General features: G+C 58.4%; 24 protein-coding genes. 3 read left to right on the plus strand and 21 right to left on the minus strand.

Going from position 1 to position 21,239, the window contains the following annotated elements; genetic code table 11:
- Positions 1 to 23 precede the first annotated feature (23 nt).
- The 6 genes from H5P17_RS00545 to H5P17_RS00570 are packed head-to-tail and all read right to left on the minus strand — an operon-like array spanning position 24 to position 4,943.
- Positions 24 to 383: an L-rhamnose mutarotase gene (locus H5P17_RS00545; protein WP_182820728.1), complete on the minus strand. Its 360-nt coding sequence runs from the start codon at positions 381 to 383 to the stop codon at positions 24 to 26.
- The gene (locus tag H5P17_RS00550) at positions 380 to 1,156 is read right to left on the minus strand and encodes an SDR family oxidoreductase (protein WP_182820730.1); all 777 of its coding nucleotides are present in this window, start codon (positions 1,154 to 1,156) and stop codon (positions 380 to 382) included. Before H5P17_RS00550 ends, H5P17_RS00545 begins: the two co-directional genes overlap by 4 nt.
- A complete protein-coding gene (locus tag H5P17_RS00555; protein ID WP_182820732.1) occupies positions 1,134 to 1,997 on the minus strand; it encodes an amidohydrolase in 864 nt (287 codons plus the stop codon). Before H5P17_RS00555 ends, H5P17_RS00550 begins: the two co-directional genes overlap by 23 nt.
- Positions 1,998 to 2,011: 14 nt before the next feature.
- Complete coding sequence (locus tag H5P17_RS00560; protein ID WP_044554083.1) at positions 2,012 to 3,289, minus strand: L-fuconate dehydratase; 1,278 nt, start codon at positions 3,287 to 3,289, stop codon at positions 2,012 to 2,014.
- A gap of 14 nt (positions 3,290 to 3,303) precedes the next feature.
- Positions 3,304 to 4,149, minus strand: coding sequence for a fumarylacetoacetate hydrolase family protein (locus tag H5P17_RS00565; RefSeq protein WP_182820734.1), 846 nt, complete (start codon positions 4,147 to 4,149; stop codon positions 3,304 to 3,306).
- Positions 4,150 to 4,202: 53 nt separating this feature from the next.
- Complete coding sequence (locus H5P17_RS00570; protein ID WP_044554082.1) at positions 4,203 to 4,943, minus strand: SDR family oxidoreductase; 741 nt, start codon at positions 4,941 to 4,943, stop codon at positions 4,203 to 4,205.
- A gap of 235 nt (positions 4,944 to 5,178) precedes the next feature.
- Between H5P17_RS00570 and H5P17_RS00575 the strand changes: the two genes are divergently transcribed.
- A complete protein-coding gene (locus H5P17_RS00575; protein WP_020825094.1) occupies positions 5,179 to 5,937 on the plus strand; it encodes a FadR/GntR family transcriptional regulator in 759 nt (252 codons plus the stop codon).
- Between the two features lie 148 nt (positions 5,938 to 6,085).
- Positions 6,086 to 7,228, plus strand: a complete 1,143-nt coding sequence (gene ampH / locus H5P17_RS00580) for a D-alanyl-D-alanine-carboxypeptidase/endopeptidase AmpH (RefSeq protein ID WP_182820736.1) — start codon at positions 6,086 to 6,088, stop codon at positions 7,226 to 7,228.
- A gap of 9 nt (positions 7,229 to 7,237) precedes the next feature.
- On the opposite strand, the gene H5P17_RS00585 is transcribed toward ampH, so the two are convergent.
- The 13 genes from H5P17_RS00585 to H5P17_RS00645 all read right to left on the minus strand — a co-directional run bounded on the left by H5P17_RS00585 (position 7,238) and on the right by H5P17_RS00645 (position 18,711).
- Complete coding sequence (locus H5P17_RS00585) at positions 7,238 to 7,537, minus strand: addiction module antidote protein (protein ID WP_017891533.1); 300 nt, start codon at positions 7,535 to 7,537, stop codon at positions 7,238 to 7,240.
- Positions 7,538 to 7,540: 3 nt separating this feature from the next.
- A complete protein-coding gene (locus tag H5P17_RS00590; protein WP_112363120.1) occupies positions 7,541 to 7,858 on the minus strand; it encodes a type II toxin-antitoxin system RelE/ParE family toxin in 318 nt (105 codons plus the stop codon).
- Between the two features lie 133 nt (positions 7,859 to 7,991).
- Positions 7,992 to 8,507, minus strand: a complete 516-nt coding sequence (gene hpaC / locus H5P17_RS00595) for a 4-hydroxyphenylacetate 3-monooxygenase, reductase component (protein ID WP_182820738.1) — start codon at positions 8,505 to 8,507, stop codon at positions 7,992 to 7,994.
- A 17-nt stretch (positions 8,508 to 8,524) separates the two neighbouring features.
- Entirely contained in the window at positions 8,525 to 10,087 is a 1,563-nt protein-coding gene (gene hpaB / locus H5P17_RS00600) for a 4-hydroxyphenylacetate 3-monooxygenase, oxygenase component (protein ID WP_182820740.1), read from the minus strand.
- A 192-nt stretch (positions 10,088 to 10,279) separates the two neighbouring features.
- A complete protein-coding gene (gene hpaA / locus H5P17_RS00605) occupies positions 10,280 to 11,176 on the minus strand; it encodes a 4-hydroxyphenylacetate catabolism regulatory protein HpaA (RefSeq protein WP_044554078.1) in 897 nt (298 codons plus the stop codon).
- An 86-nt stretch (positions 11,177 to 11,262) separates the two neighbouring features.
- The gene (gene hpaX, locus H5P17_RS00610) at positions 11,263 to 12,633 is read right to left on the minus strand and encodes a 4-hydroxyphenylacetate permease (RefSeq protein ID WP_182820741.1); all 1,371 of its coding nucleotides are present in this window, start codon (positions 12,631 to 12,633) and stop codon (positions 11,263 to 11,265) included.
- Positions 12,634 to 12,663: 30 nt separating this feature from the next.
- Positions 12,664 to 13,458: a 4-hydroxy-2-oxoheptanedioate aldolase gene (gene hpaI / locus H5P17_RS00615; protein ID WP_044554076.1), complete on the minus strand. Its 795-nt coding sequence runs from the start codon at positions 13,456 to 13,458 to the stop codon at positions 12,664 to 12,666.
- Positions 13,459 to 13,503: 45 nt separating this feature from the next.
- Complete coding sequence (gene hpaH / locus H5P17_RS00620) at positions 13,504 to 14,307, minus strand: 2-oxo-hept-4-ene-1,7-dioate hydratase (RefSeq protein WP_044554075.1); 804 nt, start codon at positions 14,305 to 14,307, stop codon at positions 13,504 to 13,506.
- 10 nt (positions 14,308 to 14,317) lie between these two features.
- Positions 14,318 to 14,704: a 5-carboxymethyl-2-hydroxymuconate Delta-isomerase gene (locus tag H5P17_RS00625; protein WP_182820745.1), complete on the minus strand. Its 387-nt coding sequence runs from the start codon at positions 14,702 to 14,704 to the stop codon at positions 14,318 to 14,320.
- A 51-nt stretch (positions 14,705 to 14,755) separates the two neighbouring features.
- Complete coding sequence (gene hpaD / locus H5P17_RS00630; protein ID WP_182820747.1) at positions 14,756 to 15,829, minus strand: 3,4-dihydroxyphenylacetate 2,3-dioxygenase; 1,074 nt, start codon at positions 15,827 to 15,829, stop codon at positions 14,756 to 14,758.
- A 37-nt stretch (positions 15,830 to 15,866) separates the two neighbouring features.
- A complete protein-coding gene (gene hpaE, locus H5P17_RS00635; protein WP_020825084.1) occupies positions 15,867 to 17,321 on the minus strand; it encodes a 5-carboxymethyl-2-hydroxymuconate semialdehyde dehydrogenase in 1,455 nt (484 codons plus the stop codon).
- Positions 17,318 to 18,082, minus strand: a complete 765-nt coding sequence (locus H5P17_RS00640) for a fumarylacetoacetate hydrolase family protein (RefSeq protein ID WP_020825083.1) — start codon at positions 18,080 to 18,082, stop codon at positions 17,318 to 17,320. Before H5P17_RS00640 ends, hpaE begins: the two co-directional genes overlap by 4 nt.
- Positions 18,079 to 18,711 (minus strand): fumarylacetoacetate hydrolase family protein, encoded by a 633-nt coding sequence (locus tag H5P17_RS00645; protein WP_044554073.1) that lies wholly within the window; start codon positions 18,709 to 18,711, stop codon positions 18,079 to 18,081. The genes H5P17_RS00640 and H5P17_RS00645 overlap by 4 nt, the downstream gene beginning before the upstream one ends.
- 356 nt (positions 18,712 to 19,067) lie before the next feature.
- Between H5P17_RS00645 and hpaR the strand changes: the two genes are divergently transcribed.
- Positions 19,068 to 19,520, plus strand: coding sequence for a homoprotocatechuate degradation operon regulator HpaR (gene hpaR / locus H5P17_RS00650; RefSeq protein WP_041415197.1), 453 nt, complete (start codon positions 19,068 to 19,070; stop codon positions 19,518 to 19,520).
- Positions 19,521 to 19,636: 116 nt separating this feature from the next.
- Here hpaR and H5P17_RS00655 read toward each other — a convergent pair whose 3' ends face one another.
- Both H5P17_RS00655 and H5P17_RS00660 read right to left on the minus strand, forming a co-directional pair.
- Positions 19,637 to 20,428, minus strand: coding sequence for an SDR family oxidoreductase (locus tag H5P17_RS00655; protein WP_182820748.1), 792 nt, complete (start codon positions 20,426 to 20,428; stop codon positions 19,637 to 19,639).
- Between the two features lie 4 nt (positions 20,429 to 20,432).
- Positions 20,433 to 21,230, minus strand: a complete 798-nt coding sequence (locus H5P17_RS00660) for a MoaF C-terminal domain-containing protein (RefSeq protein ID WP_182820750.1) — start codon at positions 21,228 to 21,230, stop codon at positions 20,433 to 20,435.
- Positions 21,231 to 21,239 lie beyond the last annotated feature (9 nt).

Genomic DNA, 21,239 nt, shown 5'->3' on the forward strand with positions numbered 1-21,239 from the left:
ATATCCTCGGTAGGGTAGCGATGTTATTGTTTTTGCAAAGAAAATATCTGCTCCATCTCCACCCATTTTTCGCCTTTCGGCGTCCAGGGGGTGGCGACCTGGTATTGCCACATCAGGGCTTCCCAGCGCTGCACGTGGGAGTTGGTCAGACCCGCGGCGGCAAACCGCGCGGTATCGAACTCGGTACTAACGTCAACAATCATGAACAGCCGGGTACCCAGCCGATAAATCTCCATATCCAAAATGCCGTGCTCCCGCAGATGAGCGGCAATCTCCGGCCAGATACGCTGGTGATGGTGCAGGTACTCCTCGATCAGCGCCGGTGAGTCGACCAGATCGAGCGCCTGACAAAAGCGCCGTCCCCTGCCCGCCCCGCTACTCATGTGATCGCCCGATCAAGATGCAGATAACCACCATCCACCGACAGCCATTGCCCGGTGGTGTGCGACGAACGCGATGAAATCAGGAACACCACGGTGTTGGCGATTTCCTGCGGCGTGGTCATCCGATGTTCGAAAGGAATGCGCGCGGTAATTTTCTCAAGCTGCTGTTCCGGCTGCTCGAAGGTATTGATCCAGCGCTGATACTGCGGTGTGATCACCTCCGCCGGAACCACCGCATTCACCCGTACGCCTTCATGGCGCAGCGACACCGCCCACTCGCGGGTCAACGCCAGCACGGCGCCCTTGGCGGCGGTATAACCGCTGGTGCCGCCCTGCCCGCTCAAGGCCGTTTTGGAAGCGATGTTGACGATGGCGCCCTTGCTGTTTTGCAGCGCCGACTGGCACAGGTGCGCCATCAGGTAGTAATGGATCAGGTTTTTCTCCAGAGATCCGACAAAGGCCTCGCGTCCGGCCTCCAACCCCACACCATCGTTAACACCGGCGTTATTCACCAGCGCATCGATGCGGCCGAAGGTCTCTTGCGTTTGCGCCACTGCCCGCCGACAATCCCGCTCTTCGCATAAGTCGGTGATGATCACCGTACTGCGCGGCTGCAACTGCCGCAGTTGCGTCAGAAATTCCGCCTCTGGCGCAGCGTTGGTGACAATCACCGGGATCGCCCCTTCCTCCGCCAGCAGCAGGGTGATGGCCGCGCCGATGCCGGAACCGCCGCCGGTGACGATCACCACCTTATCTTTCAGATACAGATCCATAACCAGACTCCGTTAAGCCATAAATTCGGCAGGCGGTACCGCCCCAAATCTCCGCCTGTTGCGAAGGACTCAGCGTGGCGATTGCCTGCTCACTCAGTTGATAAACCTGGCCATAATCCCCGGCCAGCAGGCACACCGGCCAGTCGGAACCGAACATCAGCCGCTGCGGGCCGAATACCTCCAGCGCCGCATCAAAAAACGGCAGCAGCTGCGATGCCTGCCACCTGCCACCGGGCACTTCGGTGATAAGCCCCGACAGTTTGCAGACCACATGGCCCAATGCCGCCAGCGGCTTGATCTGCTGCGCCCAGTGCTTCGCGCCCAAAGCGATATCCGGCTTGCCGAGATGGTCCAGTACCAACCAGTAATCGTCGTGCTCGGCGGCAAACTGCGCCGCCGCCGTCAAATGCCGATGGGTGACTAAAATGTCGTAAACGTAGCCCTGCCGCTGCAGCGTCTGCATGCCGCGCCGCACCTCCGGCCGCGCCAGCCAGGCGTCCGGCTGCGGTTCATCCTGTACCAGATGACGCAGGCCACGCAGCAGAGGCTGCTGCCGCCATTCATCAAGCCGCTGCGACAGCTGCGGTCCGGCAATGTCCAGCCAGCCCACGACCCCGCACACACCCCGGCTTTGCTGCACCTGGGCCAACAGTTCCTGTGTTTCCTGTTCGCCGTAGCGGGCCTGCACCACCAGCGCACCGTCAAAACCGTGGCGCTGCAGCAACGGATCAAGCTGAGCCGGGCCAAAATCCTGCTGCAGCACCGCCATCTGCTCGCCGATCCACGGGTAGCGTTGCGGATGGTATTGCCAGTAATGTTGATGGGCATCGATGCGCAGCATGGCCTGTTTCCCGTTCAACCGCGGAACCGATACTGTTCAAGCGACGACGCATGCATCTCGATCGAATAACCCGGATGACGTGGCGGCATATAGGCCGCCCCCTTGACGTCGCAAGGGTGAACAAAGTGTTCATGCAAGTGATCGACGTATTCGATCACCCGTCCTTCGTGGGTACCGGCAATGCACAGGTAGTCGATCATCGACAGATGCTGAACGTATTCACACAGCCCCACGCCTCCGGCATGCGGGCACACCGGCAGGTTGTATTTGGCGGCCATCAGCATCACCGCCAGCACTTCATTGACGCCCCCCAGGCGACAGGCGTCGATCTGCACCACGTCAATCGCTTCGCGCATGATGAACTGCTTGAACATAATGCGGTTTTGGCACATCTCGCCGGTGGCGACCTTGACCGGATGAACCCCCTCGCGAATGCGGCGATGCCCTTCGACATCATCCGGGCTGGTGGGCTCTTCGATAAACCAGGGCTTGGCGAACGCCAGATGCTTCACCCACGGGATGGCATCGTTGACCTCCCAGACCTGGTTGGCGTCGATCATCAGTTGACGATCGGGGCCAATGACCTCGCGGGCAATGCGCACGCGGCGGATATCGTCTTCCAGATCGCGCCCCACCTTCAGCTTCAGGTAGGAGAAACCGGCATCGACCGCTTCCTGACACAGTCGACGCAGTTTGTCATCCGGGTAGCCCAGCCACCCGGCGGAGGTGGTGTAACAGGGGTAGCCTTCCTGCAGCAGCCGTTCCAGACGCTGCTCTTTGCCCTGCGCCCGCTGTTTGAGCAGCGTGAGCGCCTCCTGCGGCGTAATGCAGTCGGTGATGTAGCGAAAATCGATGCAGCGCACCAGTTCCTCTGGCGTCATCTCCGCCACCAGCCGCCACACCGGCTTACCCTCGGCTTTGGCCCACAGATCCCAAACCGCGTTGATCACCGCCCCGGTCGCCAGGTGGATCGCCCCCTTGTCCGGCCCGATCCAACGCAGCTGGCTGTCGCTGGTAAAACGGCGCCAAAAGGCTCCCATATCGGCGGCGATCTCTTCCAGAGTGACACCGACGATCTGATGCTCCAGTGCACGGATCGCCGCGCAGCAGATCTCATTGCCACGGCCAATGGTAAAAGTCAGCCCATGGCCGCTCAGATCGGCGCGATCGGTCTCCAGGATCACATAAGCGGCGGAGTAGTCGGGATCCGGATTCATCGCATCGGATCCGTCCAGCGCCAGTGAAGTCGGGAAGCGAATATCTTCCACCCGCAGTGCGGTAATCGTTGTCATGGCAATGCTCCCCATCAGGCCTGTACGGTTGTTTGACGCTGTTCACCCAATCCCTCGATACCCAGCCGCATCGTCTGTCCGGCTTTCAGGTAAAGAGGCGTTGGTTTCTGCCCCATGCCGACACCCGGCGGCGTACCGGTCGAGATCACATCGCCCGGTTGCAGGCTCATAAAACGGCTCAGGTAACTGATAATTTGCGGAATGCGGAAGATCATGGTGCTGGTGTTGCCGTCCTGATAACGCTTGCCGTCCACCTCCAGCCACAGGTTCAGGCTATGGGGATCGGCAATTTCGTCGGCGGTTACCAGCCAGGGGCCGGTGGGGCCGAAGGTGTCACAGCCTTTGCCTTTGTCCCAGGTACCGCCGCGTTCAATCTGGAATTCACGCTCCGAGACGTCGTTAATCACGCAGTAACCGGCGACGTGGCGCATCGTATCCTGCTCGCTGATGTAACTTCCGCCCTGGCCAATAATCACGCCCAGCTCCACTTCCCAGTCCGTTTTGAGCGAGTCACGCGGGATTTGCACCTCATCGTTCGGCCCGACCACCGCGCTGGTCCATTTGTTGAACACCACCGGCTCGGAGGGGATCGCCGCGCCGGTTTCCGCCGCATGGTCGGCATAATTGAGGCCAATGCAGATAAATTTACCGATGTGGCCCACGCACGGCCCCAGTCGCGGTTGTCCTTCCACCCGCGGCAGGAGGTTGATGTCCAGCGCACGCAGTTTGTCCAAGGTCCCCGGCAGCAAGGCTTCACCGCTCAGGTCGGCAATATGCTGCGAAAGGTCACGGATTTGCCCCTGCGGATCCAATATCCCTGGGCGTTCCTGTCCCGGCGCGCCATAACGTAAAAGTTTCATGATGTCCTCGCTGTGAAAAATGGGTTGGGCATAGCGGCCCAAAGCGTCTGGTCTCAGTTGCTCCAGCCGCCGTCGATAATCTGTACCGTCCCTGTGGTGTAGGAGCTGGCGTCGGAGGCCAGATACAGCGCCAATTGAGCGATCTCGCCGGTGGTGCCGATACGACCAATCGGTTGACGAGCCACAAACGCCTGGTACACCTCTTCTTCGCTGCGTCCCTGTTCGCGCGCCTGCTCGGCGATGCGCTGCCGCAGCGAAGGCGACTCCACCGTGCCGGGGCAAATGGCGTTGCAACGGATACCCTGAGTGACGTAATCCGCCGCCACCGAACGCGTCAGGCCTATCACCGCCGCCTTGGTGGCGCTGTAGGCAAAGCGGTTCGGCACCCCTTTCACGCTGGAAGCCACTGAGGACATGTTGATAATCGACCCGTTTTTTCGCGCCAGCATGCCGGGAAGAAAGGCGCGGATCATGCGGAACATTGCGGTCACATTCAGATCCAGCGCAAATGCCCACTGATCCTCGCTGCACTCCAGGATCGATCCGCTGTGCACCACGCCGGCACAGTTGAACAACACGTCGATCGGGCCAAGGCTTTCCGCCGCTGCCGCAATCGCCGCGGCATCGGTGACGTTAAGCGTCATTGGCACGATGCCGGGCAACCCCTGCAGTTGCTCGGTGTTGATGTCGGTGGCAATGACCTGCGCGCCTGCCTCAGCAAAAAGTTTGGCGGTACTGAAGCCAATCCCCTGGCCGGCGGCGGTGATCAGCACGCGTTTTCCGGTTAAATTCATTTTCGCTCCCTTGGCTTAAAGGTCTAATGGTCAGGCCACTTGAGGCGATCAAAGGTCAGGCCTTTAACATGACAAAAGACGCTTTACGCGTTATGGTTTGGTGAGAATGTTATGAGATACACTTGGAACAGCTTTTTGATTAACCAATTTTTTACACTTGAATAACGATTACTCAAGCGGTTTGACTAATAACTGTGCGCTGAATCACTTAACACGGAAAAGGCCAAGGTAAAAAATGCCGATTACCCGACTGGAAAACCCTCGTATTTACAGACAGATAGCCGACCAATTGAAACGGCTTATCGATAACAATGAATTTCCTCCCGGCAGCCGCCTGCCCTCCGAACGCGATCTGGCCCAGCAGTTACAGGTTAGCCGGGCCTCCGTTCGAGAGGCCCTGATCGCGCTGGAAGTGATTGGCCTGGTGGATGTCAAAGTCGGCAACGGGGTGATCGTCCGGGCGCAAACGCCGGTGATGACATCGCAAGAGCCGGTGATGGCCCAGGCTGGCCGGGATCAGTGGGCAGAGATCGATGATGAATTGAATATCGAGCTGGATTTTAACGCCGAGCTGCCGCCGTTCTCACTGCTGCAAACCCGCCTGTTGATCGAACCCGAAACCGCAGCACTGGCGGCGCGCCACGCCACCGATCAGGAACTGGCGGGTATCCGCGAGGCCTACGAGCAAAACTGCCGTGATAACCGCGCAGGATCGGCCACCCATCCCGGCGATCGGTTGTTCCATATCCGCATCGCCCAAGCCAGCGGTAACCCGGCTTACGCCTTTATCATCGGCCACCTGCTCGGCCACCGCTACGGCAGCATGTTCCGCGTACTGCAGCGCCACTACACGCCGGATGATATGCCGCACCGTTCCGAACAGGAACACCGGGAAATTCTGGCCGCTATCGAGGCGCGTGACGTGCGTGGCGCACGCAAGGCGATGAAAGCGCATCTGGACGAAGTGATCGCCATTTTCGCCCGCGCGCAGTAGGACGATTGACCGGCATCAGGGCGGTGGGAAATTTTTTCTCAAACCGCCTTTTTTCCACATGCAGCCAAGGCTCAGGCACATTACACTGACAGCAGATTAAGCCGTCCCCGGCCCTTTCCCTGCTGCCTTTTAAAATGGATAACGACCGTTGAAGAACTCTTTCTCCGCTTCATTGCTGGCGCTGAGCCTGTGTGCCGCTCCGCTGGCCGCGCAGGCCGCCGCCCCGCAGCTGGCTTCGCAAATCGTCGACCAATATGCCGAGCACATTTTCTACAACAGCGGCGCCACCGGCATGGCGCTGGTGGTGATCGACGGCAATCAGGTGGTTAACCGCAGTTTTGGCGACACCAAACCCGGCAACAACCTGCGCCCGCGCCCGGATTCCCTGATCCGCATCGCCTCGATCACCAAGCTGATGACCAGCGAAGTGATGGTCAAAATGGCGGCGGAAGGCCGGGTCAAGCTCACCGATCCGCTGCGCAAATACGCCCCGTCAGGTGCCTACGTACCGGCTTATAACGCTCGCCAGCCGATCACCTTGCTGAACCTGGCCACCCACACCAGCGCCCTGCCGCGTGAGCAACCGGGCAAGAAACCGCCAAAAACGCCGGTGTTCACCTGGCCGACCAAAGCGCAGCGCTGGCAGTGGCTGGAGCACGCCAACGTGACGGTACCGCCGGGCGTACGCGCCTCTTATTCCAACCTGGCGTATGACCTGCTGGCGGATGCGCTGTCACGGGCGGCAGGCAAACCTTACAGCGCCCTGCTGAAAGAAAAAATCACCGCGCCGCTAGGCATGGTCGACACCACCCTGACCCCCAGTGCCGAACAGTGCTCACGGCTGATGGTCGCCTCAGCCGGCCCTAGCGCCTGCCGCGACACCACGGCCGCAGCCGGCAGCGGCGGCGTCTACTCCACCCCACGCGATATGCAGCGCTGGATGCAACAGTTCCTCACTTCCAACGTCTCCGGCCCACGCAAATCAACCGCGGCCAGCGAGCAGACCATGTACTTCCAGCGTAACGATCTGGTTTCGCTGAAAGGAATGGATGTGCCGGGTGAAGCCAGCGCCCTGGGATTGGGATGGGTGTATATGGCGCCGAACGGTGAACTGCCGGGGATTATTCAGAAAACCGGCGGTGGCGGCGGCTTTATCACCTATATGGCGATGATCCCGCAGAAAAACGTTGGTGTATTTGTGGTGGTAACCCGCTCGGAACTGAGTAAATTCACCAACATGAGCGATCCGGTGAACCGGCTGGTGAGTGATTTGGCGGCGAATAAAAGTTGATGTTAAAAATCAAACTATTGCACTGAACTTCATACCAGAAGCATGCACGACACGGGTGATCGTCTTTAAGGTAGGGTTCCCTTTGGGCGATAGGGTGCGATACAGCGTTTCTCTGGATATACCTGCCTTATCGGCAATAAACGCCATTCCACCATTGGCTTCAACAATGTGGCGTAATGCGATGAGGAACGCTGTTTCCCCCCCCTCTTCATCAAGCTCTTCTAATGCTGTTTTTAAATACGCGGCTGCAAAGGCCCGATCATTACGAATCATTTCAATAACAGACGCATCGTGATCACGGGATTTCATATATTACCTCGACTGATAATCTCTCAAATAAACTATAGCTTTCTCAATATCTGCCTGTTGTTTGCGTTTGTCACCTCCAGACAATAGCAACAACGTGATATTTTCTATCTGAGCATAATAGACCCGATATCCTGGCCCTTGATCTATTCGAAGCTCCCAAACACCCTCTCGTAGAGGTTTACAATCGCCGAAGCTACCGGCAGATAATCGGTTAATTCGAGTAGTGATTTTTGCTTTTGCGATAGGATCTTTCAGCGAGTTAAGCCACTCCTGATAAGGGTCTTTACAATCGGCAGTAAGGTAATGGACTATTGTTTTCACTGGTATATTGTAGCTTTAAAGCTACACAAAGCAAGCGTTAGGGTGGGTATCTATTGCAGATTAATGCTTCAAGTTCCGGTCAATTCCTTCGGTTAAAATCGTGGGGCGCAGCGGTGAACTGCGCCCATGAGGATCAGGCCAAAGCCAGCCTTTCGTGCATCACCGGATGGAAGTTGCGTTTGAAGTAGATCAGACCGTTACCGCCCGCACTCACCCGGATCTGGCGGATCTGCACCAGATAAACCTGATGGGTGCCAATGCTCTGGATCTGCTCGATCTCCCCTTCCAGACTGGCCAACGTGTTACGCAGCACCGGTTGACCCAGCGCGCCGTTCTGCCATTCCTCCAGACGGAAACGATCCTCCATGCTGAGTTCGGTCATCCCGGCAAAGTGGCGCGCCATCAGCTCCTGCTCATGGTTCAACACGTTGACACACAGGCGCTGATTGGCCTGGAAAACCGGGTTCATCGCGCTGTTGCGGTTAATGCAGACCAGCAGCGTCGGCGGCGTATCGGTCACCGAGCACACGGCGGTGGCGGTAATGCCGCAGCGCCCCGCAGGGCCGTCGGTGGTGACGATATTCACCGCGGCGGACAGGCTGGCCATCGCGTCGCGAAACAGCAAACGGTGTTCATTTTCCTGAGACATACACCCCTCCTTCAGGATCACTTGAGCAAGTTATCCAGCTGATTAATATCACCATTATTATGCAGATGCGGCACTTTCCAACCGTGCTGGTCATAGTCTGACAGACATTTGTCGACCATCTCCATCATCTGGTTCATGGCGCCGGATCCCTGTGCGTTGCGCAGACACTGCAGGCGGATCTCATCCTGGCTGCCGGCGTAGTTGATCTCATACAGCTCGTGGCGACCGCCAAATTCGCTGCCGATCGCATCCCACATCAGCTTGAGGATCTTGATGCGTTCAACGTGATCCATACCGTCGGATCCGCGCACGTAACGAGAAAGGTATTTATCGATCTCCGGGTTATTCATGTCGCGCACGCTGGACGGCAGATAAATCAAACCGCTGGTGACATTCTTTTCGATGATGTGCTTCACCTTGGTGTAAGCCATCGGCGCCATCACGCGGTAAGTTTGCATCGCGGTAGAATCCGGCAGATAAGCCCCGTTTTCCCATTGGGTAGCTTCGGCGCACATCGCATCGCTCAATGACCAGAACATATTGCGCCAAGCCACCACTTCGCCGAGATCGGCCTGAACACCACGGAACTCCAGCACGCCGGTACAGGACAGGCTTTTTTGCAGCAGCGCGGTGATAAAGTCCATTTTCACCGCCAGGCGCACACAGGCCTGCAACGGGAACAGACGGGCGAAGCCTCCTTGGGTGCTCCAGCGGCGACAACGATCGAAATCGCGGTAGATCAGCACGTTTTCCCATGGGATCAGCACATGATCCATAATCAGGATCGCATCGTTCTCATCGAAACGGCTCGAAAGCGGATAATCGAACGGAGATCCCGTTGCGCCGGCCACCAGTTCATAGGAGGCGCGAGAAATCAGCTTCACCCCTTCGGCATCCATCGGCGCTACAAACATCAGCGCGAAGTCCGGGTTATCCCCCATCACCTGGGCAGAACCGAAACCGATAAAGTTATAGTGGGTCAGCGCCGAGTTGGTCGCCACCACCTTGGCCCCGCTGACGATGATGCCCGCGTCGGTCTCTTTCTCCACCTGAATGTAAACGTCTTTCACTTCGTTGACCGGCTTATGGCGATCAATCGGTGGGTTAACGATAGCGTGGTTAAAGTACAGGCCGGTTTCCTGAATGCGTTTGTACCAGTGGCGCGCGTTATCAGCGAACTGACCATAAAACTCGGGATAAGCCCCCAGCGCGCAACCGAAGGCCGCCTTGTAGTCCGGGGTGCGCCCCATCCAACCGTAGCTCTGGCGTGACCAGTCGGCGATGGCATCGCGCTGCTGGCGCATCTCTTGCGGGCTGCGGGCGTAGCGGAAGAACTTGTGAGTGTAACCGCCGTTGCCGGTATCGGTGTTCCAGCACAGGCGATCCTGGCTGACCGGATCGTGCAGCGAGTCGTACAGTTGGCCGACCGAAGCCGCCGCATTGCGGAATGCCGGGTGGGTGGTGACATCTTTCACTCGTTCGCCGTAGATATAAATTTCACGGCCGTCCTGCAAACTTTTCAGGTATTCAGCACCGGTGAACGGGCGTTTGTTGTCAGCACGAAAGTCTTCAGGTTTCATTTAAGTCTTCCTCGTAATCGGCATAGTGCAGACCGTGGATTTGGCCGCTTGTTAAAATAATGTTTTCTTTTGGTTGCTTAATTGAAGCTTCCAGGGCCGGTTTCGAGAAGAGACTTTTGCGGCAAACGCCGGTACTTTTCAGGCGGGTTGGCCGCAATCGGCGCGAATTGTGATCCAGACGGTGTTCCGCCGTTATGAAAGGGGATGCTGCGCGGCGCGGTAGGTCGAGGGTGAACAGCCTTCCAGACGATTAAAGAAACGCGCGAAATAGGCCGGATCCTTAAAACCCAGGCTGTAGGCGGTTTCATGCACCGTACAAGCGCTGAATAGCAGCATGCGCTTGGCTTCGCGCAGCAGGCGATCGAAGATCAACCTTTTGGGGGGCTGATTGGCAAACCGTCGGCACAAATCATTCAGCCGCGATTCGGTGACGCCGAGCGCCTGAGCATAGTCCGGCACTGCCAGGTGATCGCGAAAACGCTCGTCCACCATCTTGTTGAAACGCTGGAACAGCTTCAGTTCGCCACGCACGCCGCTGGTGGCGGTATCCTCCAGCGTGGTATTGCGCAACAGCAGGGTAAACACCGCCTGCGCCAACAGCACCAGCGTCTGTTCGCGGCCCACTAACCTCTGGCTGAACTCACGCCGGATCAGCGCCCAGTAATGGCTAAGCGCGGTCAATTCCTGCGGTGCATCCGCCAGCGACAGGCAAATGCCCGGCATGTCCAACGCCAGATTGCTGCCAGGGTAGAGGCGTTCCAGCAAAGGCCAAATCAGCTCCTGGCGTACCGTCAGCACGTGGCCGTCACTGTCCGGTTCGGTGAAAAACGCATGGGGCACCGAGGGCGGCGTCAGGATGAACAGCGGCGCCTGCACCGAATAGTGCTGGCTGTCCAGCTGCAGCTCAATCTTGCCGGTCTCCAGAAAATGCATCTGGAAAAACCGATCGTGCCAATGCACCTGCATATCGCGGCCAAAAAACGCCGCCAGCCCGGCGAAGGTTTCATAGTGCACTTCGTCGGTGGCGTAACGCGCATCGTACTCTTTGCAGATATCGATATTGGCGATAAAACCGGTACTTTTCTGCATGTAGTGACCTCATCCCCCAAGAACGGGTTGAGCATGCTCAACCCCTACAGGTATCCGGCAGGGGTGCCGCAAGCGGCCCCCGCAGTTCAAGGTGTGGCCCGTGGACGCGAACCCTGCATCGGGATCCGCCAAACGATCACGGCACCGATGATCAACAACGCCGAAACGAAATACAGCCCAGAGTTAAAGCTGCCGGTCAGATCCTTAAACCACCCGATCAACACCGGGCTGACCGCCGATCCGATATTGCCGGTGGCGTTGATCACCGCGATCCCAATCGCCCTCGCCTCGAGGCTGATGGACTGATCCGGCGTGGTCCAGAAGATCGCCATCGCCGTGAACGACCCCACCGACGCCATCACGATCCCCAGCAGCTGGATCATGCTGTGATCGGTGGCCGACGCCAGCAGCCAGCCGGCAGCGGCAAACAGGTACGGCAGCGCGGTGTGGTATTTGCGCTCTTGCAGCCGATCCGATCTCTTACTCCACCACACCATGCCGGCGATGGTACAGATCTGCGGGATCGCCGCCAGAATACCGATCACAATGTTGCTACTGCCCTGGTTGAAGCTCTGCAGGATCTGCGGCGTCCAGATATTGATGGCGCTCAGGGTGTTGGTCAGACAGAAATAAGCCAGGGTATACATCAGCACGATCGGCGTGAAGATTTCCCTCCACAGGCTGCGCTGCTGCAGCGCCCGATGGCTGTGCGGCCCATTGGGTTGCACCAGTTGCAGCTTGTCTGCCTCCATCATCGCCTTCAGGCTGGATTTTTCTTCATCGGTCAGCCATTTGGCCTTGGCCGGGGTATCGTCGAGATAGAACCACACCACCACGCCCAACAGCACCGAAGGAATGCCCTCCAGCAGAAACAGCCATTGCCATCCCTTGAGGTTCATCAGCCCGTCGAGCGCCAGAATATAGCCGGACACCAGCGAGCCAATCGCCATAGTCACCGGCATGGCGATCATAAACAGCGCGTTGGCGCGAGCGCGGTAAAAAGCCGGGAACCAATAGGTGAGATACACCAGAATCCCCGGCAGAAAACCGGCCTCGGTAATACCTACGATCATCCGCAATAGGTACAGGCTGGTCGGCCCGGTGGCGAATAGCGTGCAGGTCGAGGCTATCCCCCACAGCACCATGATGGTGGCTATCCAGCGTCGCGCGCCAACAATCCCCAGCATGATATTGCTGGGAATGCCGAAGATCACATAGGTGACATAAAACAAGGTTGCCGCCAGGCCGAACATGGTCGAGCTCAGGCCGAGATCCTTGCCCATCGTCAACCCGGCGAAGCCGATATTGATGCGGTCGAGGAAAGAGAAAACAAACAGCACAAACAGGAAGATAATCAGTCGCCGAAATAACTTTTTAATCACCGATTGCTCGGCGGCGGTTAACGCTTTATGTTGCTGCGCCGGGTTGGCCGGCGGCAGCGAATCGACGTTGCTCATGGTGTCTCCAATAAGATGGCTGCCTGCAACCTAATAAACGCTCGGGGATTGCACGGGCGGCCGCTCCTGCTTAAAGCGGCTGGCCAACGATTCCGCCGCTCGCGCCAGCAGGGTGGTATCCACCCCTACTGCGACAAACAGCGCGCCGGACGCCAGATAGTGCTGCGCCAGTTCCGGATTGGCCGTCAGAATGCCCGGAGCCTTGCCTGCGGCGCTGATGCGCGCTATAGCGTCATCGATGGTGCGCTGCACTTCCGGCTGCTGCGGATTGCCGGAAAAACCCATGTCGGCGCTGAGATCCGCCGGGCCGATAAACACCCCGTCGACCCCCTCCACCTGCAGGATGGCATCCAGGTTTTTCACCGCCTCGCGGGTTTCGATTTGCACCAGTACGCACATCTGCGCGTCGGCCTGTTGCAGATAATCCGGCACCCTGTTCCAACGGGAAGCCCGTGCCAGCGCACTGCCAACGCCGCGTATGCCGTGCGGCGGATAACGGGTGGCTCGCACCGCGTCACGCGCCTGTTCTGCGTTCTGGATCATCGGGATCAGTAGCGTCTGCGCGCCGACGTCCAACAGTTGCTTAATCATCACCGGATCATTCCATGCCGGACGCACCACCGGATGACTCGGATAAGGCGCGATGGCCTGCAACTGGCCCAGTACCGTTTGTACGTTGTTGGGCGCATGTTCGCCGTCGATCAGCAGCCAGTCGAAACCGGCCCCGGCCAGCATTTCTGCGCTGTAGCTGCTGCACAGCCCCAGCCACAGGCCAATCTGCGGGCGTTTTTCCTGCAACGCCTGCTTGAAAGGGTTGGTTAACATGGTGTTCTCCATTGGTTTTTTCACTCTCCCCCGGGAAAGGGCCGATCAGACAAACCGGCAGCTGATGCAGCCCATCGGGCCATAATCCGCATGGAAGGTATCGCCGCGTCGGGCGGCAACCGGTCGGGTGAAGGAACCGCCAAGGATCACCTGTCCGGCTTCCAGCTCTACGTCGTACGGGAAGAGTTTGTTGGCCAGCCAGGCCACGCCGTTGGCCGGATGATTCAGCACCGCCGCCGCCACGCCAGACTCCTCGATCACGCCGTTGCGGTACAGCAACGCGCTGATCCAACGCAGATCCAACGCGTCCGGTTTGATCGGGCGCCCGCCCATCACCACCCCGGCATTGGCGGCATTGTCAGAAATGGTGTCGAACACCTTGCGCGGGCGCTGAGTTTCGGGATCCACGTTATGGCTACGCGCATCGATAATCTCCAGGGCCGGGATGATGTAATCGGTGGCGTTGTAAACATCGAACAGCGTGCAGTTCGGCCCGCGCAGCGGCTTGGCGAGCACAAAGGCCAGCTCAACCTCGACGCGCGGTACGATAAAGCGATCGATGGGAATATCGCTGCCATCGTTGAAGAACATGTCGTCCAGCAGCGCGCCGTAATCCGGCTCGGTGATCTGGGAACTGACCTGCATGGCGCGCGACGTCAGGCCGATTTTATGGCCCTTGAGTTTGCGCCCCTCGGCGATCTTCAGCTCTACCCACTGGCGCTGAATAGCGTAAGCGTCTTCAATGGTGATCTCGGGATGATCCAGCGACAGCGCGCGGATCTGCTCGCGGTTTTGCTCCGCCTGATGCAAGCGCTGCACGGCACGACTCACCAGCTCTTTATTCAACATTAACGGCCCCTTAGCCTTGGCGAAATAGCGCGTGGACATTGTTTTGCTTGTAGTTCAGCACCGGATCCAGCTCTTCCATCGTGAAGGACAGCGCCAGATAGCGCCTGGCCATCAGCGCGGCGAAATGTTCTTTGATCAGGGCAAACAGCATCTCGCCCACCTGTTCACGGCTTTCCAGGCTGCGGCCGTGACCAATCTTCAAAGTCATATGCACGAACGCGTAATCTTGCTTACCGTCGGCCATCTGCCAGGTATCCAGCCAGATAGCGCGGCTGCGCACGCCTGCCAGCGGAAAAATACCGGTGTCCGCCAGTGCCTGATTGACCTTGGCGAACAGCGCGGGGAGCTCGGCTTCTTCGCGGATGTTATTGGTGCATTCAGCATAAAAATGCGGCATAGCAATCTCCGGGAGACGAATTTGCGCGGACGCCTGTCCGCGCGTTGGGGGCTACAGGGTGTTGCCGAGCTTAAAGCCTTTCTCTGTATCGCCTTGACGGGTATAGGAAAAACCATCCGCACCAATGGTGACGGCCATTTCGCTTGGCGCGTTGCGTTCGATAACCGGCTGCGGCTGGCCATCGAGATCGAGCACCAGGGACCCTTCGGTGTACCAGCTTGGCACTACCGGGTTGCCCCACCAGTCGCGGCGCTGGTTATCGTGCACATCCCAGCTCACGGTCGGGTTGTCAGGATCGCCGGTGTAGTAATCCTGGGTGTAGATTTCTACGCGGTGGCCATCGGGATCGCGCAGATAGAGATAGAAAGCGTTAGAGACGCCGTGGCGGCCTGGGCCACGTTCGATCAGATCGGATTTACGCAACGCGCCGAGCTTGTCGCAGATGGCCAGAATGTTGTGCTTTTCATGGGTGGCGAACGCAATATGGTGCATACGCGGCCCGGCGCCGCCGGTCATCGCGGTGTCGTGCACCGTGGCTTTGCGGCGCATCCAGGCGGCGTAAACCACGCCATTTTCATCACGGATATCTTCCGTCACGCGGAACCCCAGCCCCTGGATGTATTCCACCGCGCGCGGAACGTCGGGCGTGATCTGGTTAAAGTGGTCGAGACGCACCAGCGCCCCTGGCGTGTAGAGATCGTAACGCCAGGCCAGACGCTCGACGTGCTGCACGTCGTAGAAGAATTCGTACGGGAAGCCGAGCGGATCCTCTACCCGCACCGAATCGCCAATGCCTTTGGCGAAACCATTCACCCGGCGCTCGGTACGGCAACCCAGCGCTTTGAAATAGGCTTCGGCGCGATCGACGTCTTCCGGCGTACGCACGCGGAAGGCAAAGGCCGCAACGGCAGCCACCGGCCCTTCACGCAGCACCAGGTTATGGTGGATAAACTCTTCCATCGACCGCAGATAGAGGTTTTTTTCGTCCTCGGCGGTCACAACCAGACCCAGGATATCGACGTAGAATTCGCGCGCGGCTTTAAGGTTGGTGACCTGAATTTCCATATAGGCGCAGCGCACAACATCGGGAGCAGGGACAGCATGGGTGGTAAGTTTTGTCGTCATTGTTCTCATCTCCTTCGTTTTTATTATGGGTTGAGGCTTAAACGCCCCAGCGCGGGATCGGGTGGTCACCCATGGAAATGCACACGTTCTTCATCTCGGCGAACACTTCAAAACTGTATTCCCCACCCTCGCGGCCGGTGCCGGAGGATTTCACGCCGCCAAACGGCTGGCGCAGATCGCGTACGTTTTGGGTATTGACGAAAACCATCCCCGCTTCAATATTGCGGGCCAGACGCAGTACCTTGCTCACATCCTGCGTCCAGATGTACGACGCCAGGCCGTACTCCACGTCGTTGGCCATGCGCAGGCCGTCTTCTTCCGATTTGAACGGCAGCAGGCAGGCCACTGGCCCGAAAATCTCCTCCTGCGCGATGCGCATCCGGTTGTCGACATCCGCCAGCACCGTCGGGCGCAGGAAATTGCCGTGGCTCAGGCCAGCCGGTTTGTCCGGGCCACCAGCCAACAGGGTGGCGCCTTCTTCCAGCCCGAGGCGGATATAGCCGGACACTTTTTCCCAGTGCTGCTGGCTGATCAACGCCCCAACCTGCGTGTTGGGATCCTGCGGATCGCCTACGCGCAGGCGGTTGGCGCGCTCGGCAAAGCGTTTGACGAATTCCGGGTAAATGCTCTCCTGAATAAAGATGCGCGAACCGGCAGTGCAGCGTTCGCCGTTGATCGAGAAAATGGTGAACAGCGCGGCGTCCAGCGCACGTTCGATATCGGCGTCCTCGAAAATCAGTACCGGCGATTTCCCGCCCAGCTCCATGGAAAACTTCTTCAAGCCGGCACTTTCGATGATCCGGCGCCCGGTGGCAGTGCCGCCGGTAAAGGACACCGCACGCACGTCTTTATGACGCACCAGCGCATCGCCGGCGGTGGCACCGTAACCCTGCACCACATTGAGCACCCCGGCCGGAATACCGGCTTCCAGCGCCAGTTCGCCCAGGCGATCGGCGGTCAGCGGCGACAGCTCGGACATTTTCAGCACTGCGGTATTGCCCAGCGCCAGGCAAGGCGCAGTCTTCCAGGTTGCGGTCATGAATGGCACATTCCACGGTGACACCAGCGCACATACCCCCACCGGCTGGATCAGCGTGTAGTTGAGCATCTTGTCGTCCACCGGATAGGTGCGGCCGTTCATCTGCTGGCAGATCTCTGCAAAGAACTCAAAGTTGTGCGAAGCACGCGGGATCAGCACGTTTTTGGTTTGGTGGATCGGCAGACCGGTGTCGGCGGTTTCCATCTCGGCAATCTGCGGCACGTTCTCGTCAATCAGCTCGCCCAGACGACGCATCAGGCGAGCACGCTCTTTCATTGGCGTATTAGCCCATTTAGGGAACGCAGCCTTGGCGGCAGCCACCGCCTGATCGATCTCCAACTGCCCGCCGGAAGCGACCTCTGCCAGCACCTCGCCGTTGGCCGGATTGGTGGTGGTGAAATACTCTTTGCTGGCTACGTTCTTACCGTTAATCCAATGGTTGATGGTTTTCATCGCAGGCTTTCCTCGTAATCTTTTTCACTGATGATGTGGTTAACCAGACGGCCGATGCCCTCAATCTCCACCACCACTTCATCGCCCGGCTGCACGTCGGCCAGCCCTTTCGGCGTGCCGGTGGCGATCATGTCGCCCGGCTGCAGCGTCATAAATTCGCTCAGGTAACTGATCAGGTAGGGAATATCGAAAATCATGTCGGCGGTGCTGCCGCGCTGGCGCAGCTCGCCGTTGACGTAGGTGCTGAGTGCCAGACGGTGCGGATCGGCGATATCGTCACGATCGACGATGTACGGCCCAATCGGCGTCAGGGTATCGCGGCTTTTCACCCGCAGATTTGGGCGGTAATAGTTTTCCAGATAGTCGCGAATGGCGTAGTCATTGCACAGCGTGTAGCCCGCCACGTATGCCATGGCATCTTCGCGGCTGACGTTACGCGCCGTCTTGCCGATCACCGCCACCAGCTCGGCTTCGTAGTGCATATAGTCGACGTTGGCCGGACGTACCGAAACCTGCCGATGGCCGGTCAGGGTGTTCGGCGCCTTGAGGAACACCAGCGGCTCTTCCGGGGCCTTGAATTCCAGCTCGCTGGCGTGATCGGCATAGTTCAGCCCCAGGGCAAACACCGTGCCCTGCGCCGGTGGCAACCACTCGACGTCCTGCTCTGGCAACACCGTGCCGTCCGGCAACGTCACGCGCAGTTGCTCGTCGACGCTGACATTAACAATTTGGCCATGATGGCGAATACGGGCGTGTCTCATGCTGTTTCTCCTGCCTGCACTACGCGGTTGGTCAGGGTCGGTAAACCGGCGGCACGCACCCTCACTTCATCTCCGGGTTTGATGTCCACCCGTTGGTGCGGCGTGCCGATCAGCACTGCGTCGCCCGGCTGCAGGGTAATAAAATCGCTGATGGCGGCGATCAGTTCCGGCACCGAACGCACCAAATCGGCCGTCGACCAGCGGTCCTGTTCCACCCCGTTGATTTCGGTGATGATTTCCAATTGCTCGGAATTCACCAATGCACCTATCTCCCCCAACGGGCAAAAACCGTCGCGGCATTTCGCTTTGATCGCCGGGCGGTAAAAGCTGCTTTCCGGCAGGCTGATGTCATTGGCCAGCGCATAACCGGCCAGATAGTCGGCGACCCGTTCAACCGGCACCTTACGGGCGGTGTTGCCAATCACCACCGCCAGCGTAGCGCCGCTTTGCACCTGCTCACCGGCAGGAAACGGGATCGCCCCGCCGTTGGCGAGGTGGGTATTGCGCGGTTTTATAAACCACACCGGGGTCTTCGGCGGGGTTTTATACGGCGGCTGATGAAACGCCTGATCCCAGGCGTCTATCTGGCTGCGGTGGTTCAACGCGACGGAAAATACGGTGCCTTTCATGCAAACTCCTTTCAATGACACAACAGGGCAATTTGGCATTCATTAATATGTTAATGAATACTTTTATACGCTGTTCAGCTTTTACGCAACGCGGGTGGATTGATTTGTGATCGTGATAACAAAATATTCACAACCCATGAACATTAGCGTGATTATTCAACGGATTAATCATTTTTAGGTGATTTTTACCGCTGTATAGGCGTTTTCGCTTTATCCATCGGGGTAAACTTGGCTACTATTAAGTTATTAATAAAATCAGGATTTACAGGAAGGGATTGCAGCGCCCGTGGGGCCGCCTGCCGAGCCCCGCCGGTAAATGCCGGAACAAAGAACCCCTTATAGCCAAGGCCAAATCTATGCATGAGTCCTTAACCATTGCCCTGCTGCAAGCGCGTGAAACCGCCATGGGCTTTTTTCGCCCGATCCTGAAAAGCCATAACCTGACCGAACAGCAATGGCGCATCATTCGCGTTCTGGCCAACAGCCGTTCAATCGAATTCCACGAATTGGCGGCAGAAACCTGCATCCTGCGCCCCAGCCTGACCGGCATTTTGTCGCGCATGGAACGCGATAAGCTGATTTTCCGCCTGAAACCGGTTAACGATCAGCGCAAGCTGTACGTGTCTCTCACCCAGCAGGGGCAGGAGCTGTATGAAGTGGCGCGCCACCAGGTAGAACAGGGGTACGCTGAAATCGAAGCCGCATTTTCACAGCAGAAAATGGACCAGTTGATGACCTTACTGGACGAACTGATCACTCTGGGGGACAAACTGCCCGCCAACGTGACCGCCCATCCGACAAAGAAATGATCCTTCCGATTATCATCCTCTGATTAATTGGCATTGCAGCCAGGCGGCCAGGGCGTGAGTCCCCTGGCGCTTACTAGTGACTTGGGTGAGCGCAAGCAGCCAACAGCGCTGCAACGTCAAGAAAGAACAGGATGGGCTTCGGGGAGTAATGCGCCGCCGTCCACCACCAGCGTTTGGCCGGTCATATAGGCGGCCGCCGGCGAGGCGAGAAACACCATCGCCGCCGCGATGTCTTCCGGCTCCCCCAATCGCCCGAGCGGCACTGCGGCCGCAATCGCCTGATTGACCGCCGCGCCCCCCAGATTGGCCATCGCCGGTGTGCGGATCATCCCCGGCTCCACACCGTTGACCCTGACGCCGGCCGCCGCCAGTTCCAGCGCCGCCGCGCGAATAAATCCGTTGACCCCGGCCTTTGAAGCGGCATAGTGCGCCAGCCCCGGATAGGCGACCCGTGGCCCGGTCACTGACGAAGTCACCAAAATACAGCCCCCACCCTGACGCTTCATCCAGGGTAACGCCGCCTGTGCCAGAAAGAACGGCGCCATCAGATTAACGCTCAGCGTGCGTTGCAATAGCACGGCGTCAATCTCGGCAAACGGCGTCAGCGGGAAGTAAGCCGCGTTATGGATCACCACGTCCAGCCGTTTATGCTGCAACCCCACCGCCGCTATCAGTTCAGTAATCTGCCCCGGATCGGCCAGATCGCAGGCCATCGCCTGTACCTGCCCGCCCTGTTGTTGCAGTGCCTCGGCGGCATCCTGCGCTTTTTGCAGCTGCAGATCCGCCATCACCACCGTCGCGCCCAGTCGGGCAAAGGCACTGACGATCGCCAGCCCGATGCCCTGTGCACCGCCCGTCACCAGTACCACCTGACCGCTGAAGGCATCGGCCGCATAGGTTGTATTCATCGGCCTATCCCCGTGGGTGACGCGTGGTGTTCAGCACCTGCGCATGGGCACCTACCGCAAAATTGCTCAACGCGTTGAAATCGCTGCCCTGATAGCCGAGGATCTTGCCGTCGGTGCGCATGCCTTGCAGGTCGATCATGACTACGCCCAGCGTCGGCACAATCTTCTCCCGCCAGACAAACAGGTACAGCTGTTCGGCCACCTTCACGTAATGGCAGCGATCGACATCCGCCAGCCCTTTTTCCACGCCGTCCAGACACTGCCAGGCATAAAAATTGTCGTTCAGATAAATGTGTTCGTAACGCTCGGTCGGGCTGTAGGTATACATGTTGCGCATGCCGATCAGCTCGTCGGTGAACTGTGGCGGCTCAGCATCGGCGTTATCCAGCGTGCCAAAGTGGAAGTCAACGTTGACCGCCGTCAGCGGCAGCCCTTGCTCAACCCGGCTGAAGGCGTCCAGACGGGCCTGTTCCTCATCCGGCAATTGGCCATACACCGCCGTGAAATTCCCCTGGTTGCGATCGCACACCAGCGTAATACTGGCGTTATCCTGTGCGGGATCGAGAAAATCGATAAACAGAATGCCGGGGCGGATGCTGGTGGCGCGATAAGCGATGCCCCTGTACTCCCCCCAACTCAGCGTCTGCTCATCGACAAAGTGACAACTCAGCATTTCACCGTCGGCAAAACGTAATGTCAGCGTGTTACCGCTCAACCCATGCTGCTGTTCCAGCGTATTGCTGTGCGGCGCAAAGCCTTCCGCCAGTGCGCCAACCTGAATAAATACCGCTTCTGTACTCATTTGATGCTC

This window comes from Serratia sp. OS31 (genome assembly GCF_014164835.1).
Lineage (GTDB): Bacteria > Pseudomonadota > Gammaproteobacteria > Enterobacterales > Enterobacteriaceae > Serratia > Serratia liquefaciens_A.